Below are 12,007 nucleotides of genomic sequence, written 5' to 3'. Positions count from 1 at the left end.
TTGTGATGTACATCATGAGCATGCTGAGCCTGTTCCGGCTGCGTCGCACCGCGCCAGAGCTCGAACGAACCTACCTGGCGCCCGGCTATCCTATTATACCGGGGATCGCCTTGGTGCTGGCCTGCCTGTGCTTATTGGCGATGCTGTGGTTCAACCCACTCATCGGCGCCCTTTTCATCGCGCTGATGGTCGCAGCCTATGTCTACTTCCTGCTCACTAAAGCCCAGCGTTTCAATGCGCCGCAGGATGAGATGCTGATGGGGAAAGAGTAAGCCTCAACCTTACCGCCATCAAAAACAACAGACGTAAAAAAACCCGGCCTGCATGACGCAGCGCCGGGTTTTTTTAGAGGTGAAGCCGCCCTTAGTGCTGGCAACCGCATCCGCCGTGGCCGCCGCAGCCGCCGTTACCATGGTCATGGTCGTGATCGTGGCCGTGACCGCCGCAGCAACCATCGTGGTCATGTTCGTGGTCGTGTTCGCCATGAACGTGACCGTGCTCCAGCTCTTCCGCCGTCGCTTCACGAATCGCGACGACTTCGACGTTGAAGCTCAGGTTCTGGCCCGCCAGCATGTGGTTACCATCAACCACGACGTGTTCGTCCTGCACTTCAGTAATTTCGACAGGCACCGGACCCTGATCGGTTTCAGCCAGGAAACGCATGCCAACCTGCAGCTCGTCCACACCCATGAAGACATCTTTCGGTACGCGCTGTACCAGATTTTCGTCATAGTTGCCGTAAGCCTCATTCGGGCCTACTTTAATATCGAAATGTTCGCCGACCGCACGTCCGTCCAGCGCTTTTTCCAGGCCGGAAATCAGCGAGCCGCGACCGTGCAGATAGTCCAGCGGTGCGCTCACCGGAGACTCATCAACCAATACACCGTCTTCTGTACGTACCTGATAGGCCAGGCTGACCACCAGGTCTTTTGCTACTTTCATGATATCTCCTACCGTTGGAAATCGCTTTGGCGCAAATTGTAGCTGAAAAACATCCCCATGTACTGCACGGAATCAAAAATCGCTACCACGCTTATTAAGGGTGAAACATGCCAATAATGTGCTCGTCCTGACGCTCCGCAGTCTGCTGCTTTGCCTCAGGACGGCTCTGCCGATAACCGCATTTGACGCAGACAACGACTTCCTCGACATCTTCCATCCCGACCATCAGGGTATCCTGCGTATGACACTGAGGGCAAACCGCACCGGCAATAAACTGCTTTCGTGGTGTCGACATGATGTTTTTCCGTCCAATCCGTCAGCGATGGCGACATTCGCCAGCCATTAGGTTTTAGGTTTCGTCCCAATCGTCCAGACGCCGACGCTCATGCTGCATCTCACGCTGGAAGATATCTTCCAATTCACGTCGGGCCTCTTTGACACGCGAGATCTGAGCGCCCTCGCCTTCAGCCTGACGCTCCGGCATCAGCTCGCGCAGCATACGCATATCCAGACGGCGGAAATGCTGTTGCGAACGGTAAGCCTGATGGGGATGCATTCCCAGAGAGACCAGCGTTTTCCGCCCCAGCTCCAACGCACTGGAAAACGTTTCGCGGGAAAACTGCTTCACGCCTGACTGCAACAGCTCATGCGCTTCCACACGACCGCGGGCGCGCGCCAGTATCTCCAGATGCGGGAAATGCTGCTGGCACAGATGCACGATGGACATCGTATCTTCGGGGTCGTTGCAGGTAATCACAATCGACTGCGCCTGTTCGGCGCCCGCCGAACGGAGTAAGTCCATCGACGTGGCGTCGCCGTAATACACCTTATAACCGTAGCTTCTCATCAGGCTGACCGCACTGATGTCTCGCTCAAGTACGGTAATCCGCATTTTGTTCGCCATCAGCAGTCGGCCAATCACCTGACCGAAGCGACCGAAGCCCACGACGATCACCTGCGGCTCATCGTCTTCCACATAGTGTTTCTCCGTGGACTCCTCCGGCGCGTTGTAGCGGCGCGCCAGAATACGGTCGATCAGCTGCATCAGTAGCGGCGTTACCATCATCGACAGGGTGACGGTGACCAGCAGCAGCGGCAGTTGATCGCCCTGCAAAACATGCTGAGTCGCCGCAGCGGAAAACAGCACAAAGGCGAACTCGCCGCCTTGACTTAGCACGCCGGAGAATTGCAGCCGTTCCGACGAGCGCAGCCCGTAGATCCGCGCCAGCACGTAGAGAATCAAGCCTTTAACGGACACCAGAATCACGACGCCCAGCAACACTTCGACGATGTTCGCGTACAGCACGCCAAGATTGAGCGCCATCCCCACGGAGATGAAAAACAGCCCCAGCAGCAGCCCTTTAAACGGCTCAATAGAGATTTCCAACTCATGGCGATATTCGCTTTCTGCCAGCAACACGCCGGCGATAAAGGTACCGAGCGCCATCGACAGTCCCAGCGCTTCCATAAACAGCGCAGACCCAAGCACCAATAGCAGCGCCGCAGCGGTAAACACTTCGCTCACGCCAGAGGCGGCAATAAACCGGAACAGCGGACGCACCAGATAGCGGCCGCCGATCAACATTCCGCCGAACGCCAGCACCTTCATAGCGACCTGCTGCCAGTCATCAATCTGTCCTTGAACGCCCGACAGAATTGGGATCAACGCCAACGCGGGTATGACCGCCAAATCCTGAAACAGCAAAACGGAAAAACCGAGCTGCCCGGATTCGTTGCGATTCATGCCTTTTTCACGCATCAGCTGCAGCGCCATCGCCGTGGATGACATCGCCAACCCGATCCCGCCAATCAAGGCCGACTGCCAGGAGAATTGGCTCATGAACAATACGCCGCCCAGTATCGCGGCGCTCAGCAGTACCTGAGCCGCGCCGATGCCGAAAATGGATCGTCGCAGTTTCCACAATTTGGCAGGATTCAGTTCAAGCCCGATGATGAACATCAGGAACACGACGCCCAGCTCAGAGAAGTGCAGGATGGCTGAAACGTCACGAATAAAGCCCAGCCCCCAGGGACCGATAGCGATACCGGCCAGCAAATAGCCCAGCACCGCGCCAATACCCAGACGCGCAGCGATAGGTACCGCCAGTACGGTGACGAATAAAAACAGAACCCCCGCGCTCAGGGTGGAAGCGCTATCCATACTCAGAGCCCTCCCTCAGACAAAGGCGCCGCCAGCCAATCCCCATAGAGATGGGCGTGTTCGCGCAATGCGTCGCGCGACATCCGACGCGCGTTGTAAATCACCAGCGGCTTCATCCAGCGCATATGGCACATGGTCGCCGTCATCTCGAACGGTCGCAGCACATCATCCATAAATGAGTGCTGATGTCCTTCCGAGGTATAGCGGGATTCCGGCTCACCGGTCGTCACCACGCTGCGCCAGTATTTGCCCGACAAGGCATTGCCGCCGACGCCGTTGGCAAAGCCCCGGCTCAGGACGCGATCCAGCCACTCTTTCAGCAATGCCGGGCAGCTATAGGTATAAAGCGGATGTTGAAACACGATGATTTGATGCTCTCGCAGTAACTGTTGTTCATGGTGAATATCGATAAAAAAATCAGGATAGTGCGCGTACAAATCGTGTACCGTCACATGTTCCAGACCTCGGGCGGATTGCAATAACAGCTTATTCGCAACCGAGTCCTGTAATTCCGGATGGGCAAACAGCAGCAAAATCTTGGGTGGCTGCGACATCATTCCCCTCCAAAGCGTCGTCATCGTAGATATTTTCCGCTACCATGCAGCGCAGCGGGGATTACCAGGACGCTGCCGCCCTGAAACTTGATCCATAATTTAACATATTCTTATTACTTGGCGCTTTATGATTGTCTTCTCCTCTTTACAAATTCGACGTGGTACGCGGGTACTGCTGGATAACGCCACGGCGACCGTCAATCCGGGTCAGAAAGTGGGTCTGGTCGGTAAAAACGGCTGCGGAAAATCAACGCTGCTGTCCCTGCTGAAAGGAGAAATTAGCGCAGACGGCGGTAATGCCACTTTTCCTCAGCACTGGTCCCTTGCCTGGGTCAATCAGGAAACGCCTGCGCTGGAGCGTCCTGCAATAGAGTATGTGATAGACGGCGACCGCGAATTTCGCCAGCTGGAAAGCGATTTGGCGCACGCCAATGAACGCAACGACGGCAATGCCATCGCGACCGTACACGGCAAGTTGGATGCGATCCTCGCCTGGTCAATCCAGTCTCGCGCCGCCAGTCTGCTGAACGGGCTGGGATTCAGTCAGGAACAGCTGCAACAGCCTGTCAGCGCCTTTTCCGGCGGCTGGCGTATGCGCCTCAACCTGGCGCAGGCCCTGCTTTGTCGCTCCGATCTTCTGCTGCTGGATGAACCGACCAACCATTTGGATCTCGATGCGGTCATCTGGCTGGAAAAATGGCTCAAAAACTATCCCGGCACGCTGGTGCTGATTTCCCATGACCGGGATTTTCTTGATCCTATTGTTAACAAGATTTTGCATATCGAGCAGGAGTCCCTGTTCGAATACACCGGCAACTACACCTCGTTCGAACAGCAGCGCGCAACACGACTTTCTCAGCAGCAGTCGCTGTACGAACATCAGCAGGAGCGCGTCGCGCATTTGCAGCACTACATTGACCGTTTCCGCGCCAAGGCGACAAAAGCCAAGCAGGCGCAGAGCCGTATCAAAATGCTGGAAAAAATGGAGCTGATTGCCCCAGCGCATGTCGATAATCCGTTCCGTTTCAGTTTCCGCGCGCCGCAGGCGTTGCCCAATCCGTTATTGCGGATGGAGAAAGTGAGCGCAGGTTACGGCGACAAGCTGATTCTGGAATCCATCAAGCTCAATCTGGTGCCCGGCTCGCGCATCGGTCTGCTCGGCCACAACGGCGCCGGGAAATCCACGCTGATTAAACTGCTGGCGGGAGAGCTGCAGCCGCAAAGCGGCGAGGTCGGGCTGGCGAAAGGCGTTCGACTGGGTTACTTCGCCCAGCATCAGCTGGAGTACCTGCGTGCCGATGAGTCGCCGCTGCAGCATCTGACCCGGTTGGCCGAACAGGAAACCGAACAGCAGCTGCGTGACTATCTGGGCGGATTCGGGTTTGGCGCCGACAAAGTGGTAGAGCCGACCGAACGCTTCTCGGGCGGCGAGAAAGCGCGGCTGGTGCTGGCGTTGATCGTCTGGCAGCGTCCTAACCTGCTGCTGCTCGATGAACCGACTAACCATCTCGATCTGGATATGCGTCAGGCGCTGACCGAAGCGTTGATCGACTTCGAAGGTGCCTTGGTCGTCGTCTCGCACGATCGTCATCTGATTCGTTCCACGACAGACGATCTGTATCTGGTTCATGACCGCCGGGTTGAGCCGTTCGACGGCGATCTGGAGGATTATCAACAGTGGCTGCTGGATGCGCAGAAACAGGACGCCAGCGAATCGGCGCCGGCGAAAGACAGCACCGGCAACAGCGCTCAGGCCAGAAAAGACCAGAAACGGCGCGAGGCGGAGTTGCGCACCCAAACCCAGCCACTGCGTAAGCAGCTCACCAAGCTGGAGCAGCAAATGGAAAAGCTGAATACCACGCTGGCCGAGCTGGAAAACCGACTGGCGGATACGGCGATTTACGAAGCCAGCCGCAAAGCGGAGCTGACGACCTGTCTGCAGGAGCAAATCGCAGTCAAAGGCGAACTGGAAGAGACCGAAATGAGTTGGCTGGACGCGCAGGAACAGCTTGAGCAGATGATGCAGTCCTGATGACGCCGGGCGGGCGTTATGCCTGCCCGGGCGTTTCGCTTAATGCCAGATCATGAGTACGCAAGCGGCGGTCAGCAGCCCCATGAACAGGTTGAAAATCCGCCACGCCCGGCGGCTGCGCAACATTTTACCAATGACCGTGCCGAACCCCAGCCAGACTATCCCAGCGACCAGATTTACGCTGAACATGGCGATGCTGATAGCGATGACGGAACCCACGTATTCCCCCCCGGAGAGGCTGAAACCGGCGACGGCGCCCAGCGCCATCAGCCAGGCCTTCGGGTTCAGAAATTGCAGCAGTCCGCCCTGATAAAGGGGCATCGGTCGCGGCGGCGCCGTTTGCGTGTCGAGCTCTTCATAACGAGCGCTGGCGATTTTAAACGCCAGCCACAGCAGATAGGCGCTACCCAAAATTTTGAGCGCGAGGTGCAGCGAAGGATAGAGTAGAATCAGGCTCCCCAATCCCAGCGCGACCAGCAGCAGCACACTTTGCATGCCGATCATGATGCCAACCATCAGCGACATGGAGCGGAGAAAACCAAAATTAGCAGCGGAAGCGGTGAGTAGCATATTATTGGGGCCTGGGGTAATCGCTGCAACCCACAGGAAGCCCAGCATGGAAAGAAACAGATTGAAGTGCGCCATGTGATTGAAAAGGCCTTCTAACAAACGAAATTTGCAGTTCTTCAACCTAGCAGCGTGATGTCGCCGGTACAAGCTTTTGACTATGAATATTCATCCCACGACTAGCCAGATGTTTCGTCCCCTGGCCGGTATGTACAACCCCCATTTGCAAACCTTGCTTCCCCGTCTGTTGCGGCGACGCGCGCAGCTCAAGCCACTCTGGCAGACGCTGGAACTGCCGGACGGCGATTTTCTCGATCTGGCCTGGAGCGAAGACCCCATGCTGGCCCGCCATAAACCGCGGGTGGTGCTGTTCCACGGGCTGGAAGGCAGTTTCTATAGTCCATATGCGCACGGTCTGGTGGCGGCCTGCCACCGACGGGGCTGGCTGTCCGTCGTCATGCATTTTCGCGGCTGCGGCGGCACGCCTAATCGCACGCCCCAGATGTATCACTCCGGAGAGACCGAAGATGCCCGCTATTTCCTGCGCTGGCTGAAGTCGACTTACGGTGATGCGCCGACCGCCGCCATTGGCGTGTCATTGGGAGGCAACATGCTGGCCTGCCTGCTGGGTCAGCAGACGGAAGAGCCGTTGCTTGACGCGGCGACCGTGGTGTCCGCGCCGCTGATGCTGGAGCCTTGCTGTCGTCATATCGAAAAAGGCTTTTCACGCTTCTATCAGCACTATCTGCTGCGGCTGTTGAAGCGCAACGCCATCCGCAAACTGGCGGCCTATCCGGATACGCTGCCGGTTCACCTGCATCAGTTACGAAAGATTCGGGGACTGCGGGAGTTCGATAACATCATTACCGCGCGCATTCATGGCTTTACCGACGCCAATGACTATTATGAGCGTTGCAGCGCCCTCCCGCTGCTGCCGAACGTCCGCACGCCGCTGTTGATCATCCACGCCAAGGACGATCCGTTCATGACGAAGGATGTCATTCCTGCGGCCACGTCGTTGCCGCCGAGTGTGGAGTATCAGCTGACGGATTACGGCGGACATGTCGGCTTCGTGGGCGGCTCGTTATTAAAACCGAAATTGTGGCTGGAGCAGCGCATTCCTGACTGGCTCACCCCACATCTGGAGCGATAAGGTGATTATTCCCTGGAAAGAACTCGCGGCGGATACGCTGGAGAATCTGATTGAGTCCTTCGTGCTGCGCGAAGGCACCGACTACGGCGAACACGAGCGCACGCTGGAACAAAAGGTGGCGGATGTCCGCCGCCAGCTGGAAAGCGGCGAAGTGGTGCTGGTCTGGTCCGAACTGCATGAAACGGTCAACCTCATGCCACGCGCCCAGTTCAAGGCCGGACACGATTCATAACGCCGTACCTCGCGCTGCCCCATGCAAAAATGGCGTGGCGCATCGGCGCAAACAGGGTAACAATGAAGGTCAAATCCCCGGCGCTTCCTGCAGGGTTTTACCGTCAATTGCGGAGTTGCAGCACTATGTCGCATCCACACCCTATTATTGCCGTGACCGGCTCAAGCGGCGCCGGAACGACCACCACCAGTCTGGCATTCCGAAAAATTTTTCAGCAGTTGAAAATCCGCGCGGCTGAACTGGAAGGCGACAGTTTTCACCGCTACACCCGTCCGGAGATGGACATGGCCATCCGCAAAGCGCGAGATCTGGGCCGCCACATTAGTTATTTCGGCCCGGAGGCGAACGATTTCACCCTCTTGGAACAGGCATTCGCCGATTATGGCAGCAAGGGGGCGGGCAAACCCGCAAGTACCTGCATACCTACGACGAAGCCATTCCTTACAACCAGGTGCCCGGCACATTTACGCCCTGGGAAGCCATGCCGGATCCGACCGATGTCTTGTTCTATGAGGGCTTGCACGGCGGCGTCGTCACCGAGCAACACAACGTGGCGCGTCACGTCGACCTGCTGGTGGGCGTAGTGCCTATTGTGAACCTCGAGTGGATCCAGAAGCTGTACCGCGACGTTAACGAACGCGGACACTCGCGCGATGCGGTCATGGACTCCGTCGTGCGCTCGATGGAAGACTACATCACCTATATCACGCCACAGTTTTCCCGCACGCACATCAACTTCCAGCGGGTGCCGACCGTCGATACGTCCAACCCCTTCGCCGCGAAAGCGATCCCGTCGCTGGATGAAAGTCTGGTGGTGATTCATTTCCAGCGCCTGGAAAATATCGACTTCCCCTACCTGCTCGCCATGCTGCAAGGGTCGTATATCTCTCATATCAATACGCTGGTAGTGCCCGGAGGCAAAATGGGGCTGGCGATGGAATTGATCATGATGCCGCTGGTGCAGCGGCTGCTAGAAGGCAAGACGATCACGTGAGATCGAAACGCTACGGCCTGAATGGCCGTAGGCGGTTTAATCGAGGGTAATGACTTCGTGACTGTGCGTGATCGTCACCGATGCACCCAACATCAGCGCCACCGAGCAGTACTTGTCGGCCGACAGGGACACCGCACGCGACACGGCTTGTTCGGTCAGCCCTTTTCCGGTCACGATGAAATGCAGGTTGATGGCAGTAAACAGTCGGGGCGCTTCCTGCCTGCGCTCGGAAGTCAGCCGCACTTCGCAATCCGCCACATCGTGACGCCCTTTTTGCAGAATAGACACAACGTCAACCGAGCTGCATCCTCCCGCCGACATCAAAAGCACTTCCATCGGACTCGGCGCTTTGTCGCCCGCGTTGCCATCCATAATAATCTGGTGGCCCGAAGCGGATTCACCGATAAACGTTAACCCTTCAACCCATTTCACCCGCGCTTGCATAGCCTTTCACTCCCACTCAACTTTTTTTGAAATTTTATCGCGCTTATGTAGAAAATGCCTGCGTATCAAGGCGTAATCATGCTGAAGCGAGACAACACAAGACAGTCCTCTCAACCTGTGTTACAAACAGAGACAGCATCCGGTGCGTTCTGCGCAATGCTGAAAACAGCAGTTTGCAGCGTCACCTGACAGAGAGGTTTCAGTCAATTCCCTGACATATTCCGCCCAACGGAATTTGAATTATACCTATAGTTATCATGCCTTACAGGGAACTCTGAGCCCTGTGATTTACGTAGTGAATTACAACAGAGGATAACAGCGAATGGTTCTCGGCAAACCGCAAACAGACCCGACTCTTGAATGGTTCCTTTCTCATTGTCATATTCACAAGTACCCCTCAAAGAGTACGCTGATTCACCAAGGTGAAAAAGCAGAAACGCTTTACTACATCGTAAAGGGTTCCGTTGCCGTATTGATAAAAGATGAAGAAGGAAAAGAGATGATCCTTTCCTATCTGAATCAAGGGGATTTCATCGGTGAGCTAGGCTTGTTCGAAGAGGATCAGGAGCGCAGCGCATGGGTGCGAGCCAAGAGCGCCTGCGAAGTTGCCGAGATTTCCTATAAAAAATTCCGCCAGCTGATTCAGGTCAATCCCGATATTTTGATGCGTCTGTCATCCCAGATCGCGCGTCGCCTTCAGGTTACCTCGCAGAAAGTGGGCAACCTGGCGTTTCTCGACGTGACTGGCCGCATCGCACAAACGCTGTTGAACCTCGCCAAACAGCCCGACGCTATGACGCACCCGGACGGGATGCAGATTAAAATCACCCGTCAGGAGATCGGTCAAATCGTAGGATGCTCCCGCGAAACCGTGGGTCGGATTCTGAAGATGCTGGAAGATCAGGAGCTGATTTCAGCGCATGGGAAAACCATCGTGGTCTTCGGTACGCGCTAATCTCAACTCCTCGATTCATGAACAGCGCGCAACGCGCTGTTCACTCTTCGTCTAAAAATACTATTAACCGTTGACCACCTGTGCGACCGCTTTCGCAAACAGCGCCATCCCTTCATCAATATCGTCCAGTTCAATCACCAGCGACGGCACAAAGCGAATAACGTCAGGGCCTGCGACCAGGATCATCACGCCCAGCTCGGCGGCGGCCGTCAGAAAATCTCGCGCCCGTCCATGCCATTGGGGTTTCAACTGGGCGCCTAACAAGAGGCCCATACCGCGAACGCCGTCGAAGATATCGAACTGCTGATTGATGGCATCAAGCGCGGAAATAAAGCGATCGTGTCTGGCGGAGACGCCTGACAGCACAGCGGGGGTATTGATCACATCCAGCGCCGCTTCCGCCACCGCACAGGCCAGAGGGTTTCCGCCGTAGGTGGTGCCATGCGTCCCGACTTTCATGACTGAAGCGACGTCCTCTGTGGTCAGCATCGCGCTGATGGGGAATCCGCCGCCCAACGCTTTGGCGGTGGTCAGGATGTCAGGCGTCACGCCATAGTGCATATAGGTGAACAGCTCGCCGGTTCGTCCCATGCCACACTGCACTTCATCAAACACCAATAGCGCCTGATTTTGATCGCACAGTTCACGCACGCCTTCCATAAATTCCTGCGTGGCTGGCAGCACGCCGCCTTCGCCCTGCACCGGCTCCAACACGACGGCGCAGGTGTGATCGTCGATCACCGCCTTCACCGCATCCAAATCGTTGAACGGCACATGAATGATATCGGCGGGTTTTGGCCCGAATCCATCGGCGTACTTCGGCTGGCCGCCTACCGACACGGTAAACAACGTGCGGCCGTGAAAGGCCTGATGGAAGGCGATAATCTTGGTTTTATACGGGCTGAAACGTTCGATGGCGTAATGACGCGCCAGTTTGAATGCGGCTTCGTTGGCTTCCGCGCCTGAGTTAGCGAAAAACACGCGTTCGGCAAACGTCGCGGCAATCAGCTTGCTCGCCAGTCGCAACGCGGGTTCGTTGGTGAAAACGTTGCTGGTATGCCACAGCGTTTCACCCTGCGTTTTAAGGGCATTCACCAGCGCAGGATGGCAATGACCCAACGCTGTAACGGCAATACCTCCGGAAAAATCGATGTATTCCTTACCCTGCTGATCCCATACCCGGCTGCCTTTCCCCTTCACCGGAACAAACTGGGCCGGCGCATAAACAGGAAGGATTACCTTATCGTATGTATCGCGCGTCACCGCGGTTTTATCTGTTGCCATCTGCTGCCCCGCTTTTACGATTTCATGTCTACAGTGAAAATATAGTCATCAAATATGCATAAAAAATCAAACTCAGGCAATCATTAATCCGCGTGGAAAGCAAATAAGCGACGAACTCATTTTCCGTGCAAAAAATTACGCAACAGCAGGTGCCCCTGCTGACTCAGAATACTTTCCGGGTGAAACTGCACGCCCTGCAGAGGGAGGCTACGATGGCGTATCCCCATGATTTCGTCCATTTTCCCCGCGCTATCTTCTGTCCAGGCGGTGATCTCAAAGCAGTCAGCTAACGACGCGCTCTCGACAATCAGAGAGTGGTAGCGCGTGACCGTCAGCGGCTGCGCCAACCCGGTGAAAACACCGACGTCGCGATGCCGGACAGGCGAGGTCTTCCCATGCATGACTTCGCGCGCACGCACAACCTGAGCGCCGAAGGCCTGCCCCAACGCCTGATGCCCCAGACAGACGCCCAGAATCGGCAACTGACCGGCAAAATGTCGAATGGCCTCCAGCGAAATACCCGCTTCGTTCGGCGTACAGGGGCCCGGCGATATCACCAAATGCTGCGGCGACAGGCGCTCAATCGCGTCGAGACTCAGCTCATCATTACGCTTGACCACAACCTCTTCGCCCAGCTCGCAAAAATACTGGTACAGGTTGTAGGTAAAGGAGTCGTAGTTATCAATGAT

The 12,007-nt window shown here is 56.2% G+C and carries 12 protein-coding genes and 2 pseudogenes; 6 read left to right on the top strand and 8 right to left on the bottom strand.

All coding sequences use genetic code 11. The annotated features are described in order from the left end of the window. Positions 1-272: pseudogene (locus tag Q7O77_RS08400) on the top strand (ethanolamine permease); the annotation flags it as partial. A 91-nt stretch (positions 273-363) separates the two neighbouring features. Here Q7O77_RS08400 and slyD read toward each other — a convergent pair. The 4 genes from slyD to kefG all read right to left on the bottom strand — a co-directional run bounded on the left by slyD (position 364) and on the right by kefG (position 3,657). Continuing rightward, positions 364-942: a peptidylprolyl isomerase gene (slyD, locus tag Q7O77_RS08395; protein ID WP_094118614.1), complete on the bottom strand. Its 579-nt coding sequence runs from the start codon at positions 940-942 to the stop codon at positions 364-366. A gap of 94 nt (positions 943-1,036) precedes the next feature. After that, complete coding sequence (locus Q7O77_RS08390; protein WP_304165708.1) at positions 1,037-1,237, bottom strand: YheV family putative zinc ribbon protein; 201 nt, start codon at positions 1,235-1,237, stop codon at positions 1,037-1,039. Positions 1,238-1,291: 54 nt separating this feature from the next. Next, positions 1,292-3,103 carry a glutathione-regulated potassium-efflux system protein KefB gene (gene kefB, locus Q7O77_RS08385; protein ID WP_304165706.1) on the bottom strand — a complete coding sequence of 604 codons (1,812 nt, stop codon included), beginning with the start codon at positions 3,101-3,103 and terminating at the stop codon, positions 1,292-1,294. 2 nt (positions 3,104-3,105) lie between these two features. Continuing rightward, the gene (gene kefG, locus Q7O77_RS08380) at positions 3,106-3,657 is read right to left on the bottom strand and encodes a glutathione-regulated potassium-efflux system ancillary protein KefG (RefSeq protein WP_304165712.1); all 552 of its coding nucleotides are present in this window, start codon (positions 3,655-3,657) and stop codon (positions 3,106-3,108) included. A gap of 127 nt (positions 3,658-3,784) precedes the next feature. On the opposite strand from kefG, the gene Q7O77_RS08375 reads away from it, so the two are divergent. Next, positions 3,785-5,689 (top strand): ABC transporter ATP-binding protein, encoded by a 1,905-nt coding sequence (locus Q7O77_RS08375; RefSeq protein ID WP_304165703.1) that lies wholly within the window; start codon positions 3,785-3,787, stop codon positions 5,687-5,689. 39 nt (positions 5,690-5,728) lie between these two features. Here the strand turns inward: Q7O77_RS08375 and Q7O77_RS08370 are convergent, their stop codons facing one another. Then, complete coding sequence (locus Q7O77_RS08370) at positions 5,729-6,334, bottom strand: LysE family translocator (protein ID WP_304165701.1); 606 nt, start codon at positions 6,332-6,334, stop codon at positions 5,729-5,731. Between the two features lie 109 nt (positions 6,335-6,443). Here Q7O77_RS08370 and Q7O77_RS08365 point away from each other — a divergent pair, with 109 nt between their 5' ends. From Q7O77_RS08365 to Q7O77_RS08350, 3 genes and pseudogenes are all read left to right on the top strand, one after another. Continuing rightward, on the top strand, positions 6,444-7,409 hold the full coding sequence (locus tag Q7O77_RS08365; RefSeq protein WP_304165699.1) for a hydrolase: 966 nt from the start codon (positions 6,444-6,446) through the stop codon (positions 7,407-7,409). Position 7,410: 1 nt separating this feature from the next. Continuing rightward, positions 7,411-7,641 carry a YheU family protein gene (locus tag Q7O77_RS08360; protein ID WP_304165696.1) on the top strand — a complete coding sequence of 77 codons (231 nt, stop codon included), beginning with the start codon at positions 7,411-7,413 and terminating at the stop codon, positions 7,639-7,641. A gap of 125 nt (positions 7,642-7,766) precedes the next feature. Continuing rightward, positions 7,767-8,635 (top strand): annotated as a pseudogene (locus tag Q7O77_RS08350) (phosphoribulokinase). Between the two features lie 36 nt (positions 8,636-8,671). Here the strand turns inward: Q7O77_RS08350 and Q7O77_RS08345 are convergent. Next, positions 8,672-9,079: an OsmC family protein gene (locus Q7O77_RS08345; RefSeq protein ID WP_085652600.1), complete on the bottom strand. Its 408-nt coding sequence runs from the start codon at positions 9,077-9,079 to the stop codon at positions 8,672-8,674. A gap of 322 nt (positions 9,080-9,401) precedes the next feature. Here Q7O77_RS08345 and crp point away from each other — a divergent pair, with 322 nt between their 5' ends. Continuing rightward, positions 9,402-10,034, top strand: coding sequence for a cAMP-activated global transcriptional regulator CRP (gene crp / locus Q7O77_RS08340; protein WP_026741314.1), 633 nt, complete (start codon positions 9,402-9,404; stop codon positions 10,032-10,034). A gap of 63 nt (positions 10,035-10,097) precedes the next feature. On the opposite strand, the gene Q7O77_RS08335 is transcribed toward crp, so the two are convergent. Further along, positions 10,098-11,318 (bottom strand): aspartate aminotransferase family protein, encoded by a 1,221-nt coding sequence (locus Q7O77_RS08335; protein ID WP_304165692.1) that lies wholly within the window; start codon positions 11,316-11,318, stop codon positions 10,098-10,100. A gap of 116 nt (positions 11,319-11,434) precedes the next feature. After that, the coding region (locus Q7O77_RS08330) for an aminodeoxychorismate synthase component II (RefSeq protein ID WP_304165690.1) at positions 11,435-12,007 on the bottom strand (573 nt) is incomplete at its 5' end.

Origin of the sequence: Lonsdalea britannica, assembly GCF_946477055.1 — a bacterium.
Lineage (GTDB): Bacteria > Pseudomonadota > Gammaproteobacteria > Enterobacterales > Enterobacteriaceae > Lonsdalea > Lonsdalea britannica_A.
This window is presented reverse-complemented; position numbering and strand designations above follow the sequence as displayed.

What these genes read in the sequence shown, in the direction of transcription:
- slyD (WP_094118614.1), bottom strand. Translation starts at nt 942, where the DNA reads ATGAAAGTAGCAAAAGACCTGGTGGTCAGCCTGGCCTATCAGGTACGT.
- Q7O77_RS08390 (WP_304165708.1), bottom strand. Translation starts at nt 1,237, where the DNA reads ATGTCGACACCACGAAAGCAGTTTATTGCCGGTGCGGTTTGCCCTCAG.
- kefB (WP_304165706.1), bottom strand. Translation starts at nt 3,103, where the DNA reads ATGGATAGCGCTTCCACCCTGAGCGCGGGGGTTCTGTTTTTATTCGTC.
- kefG (WP_304165712.1), bottom strand. Translation starts at nt 3,657, where the DNA reads ATGTCGCAGCCACCCAAGATTTTGCTGCTGTTTGCCCATCCGGAATTA.
- Q7O77_RS08375 (WP_304165703.1), top strand. Translation starts at nt 3,785, where the DNA reads ATGATTGTCTTCTCCTCTTTACAAATTCGACGTGGTACGCGGGTACTG.
- Q7O77_RS08370 (WP_304165701.1), bottom strand. Translation starts at nt 6,334, where the DNA reads ATGGCGCACTTCAATCTGTTTCTTTCCATGCTGGGCTTCCTGTGGGTT.
- Q7O77_RS08365 (WP_304165699.1), top strand. Translation starts at nt 6,444, where the DNA reads ATGTTTCGTCCCCTGGCCGGTATGTACAACCCCCATTTGCAAACCTTG.
- Q7O77_RS08345 (WP_085652600.1), bottom strand. Translation starts at nt 9,079, where the DNA reads ATGCAAGCGCGGGTGAAATGGGTTGAAGGGTTAACGTTTATCGGTGAA.
- crp (WP_026741314.1), top strand. Translation starts at nt 9,402, where the DNA reads ATGGTTCTCGGCAAACCGCAAACAGACCCGACTCTTGAATGGTTCCTT.
- Q7O77_RS08335 (WP_304165692.1), bottom strand. Translation starts at nt 11,318, where the DNA reads ATGGCAACAGATAAAACCGCGGTGACGCGCGATACATACGATAAGGTA.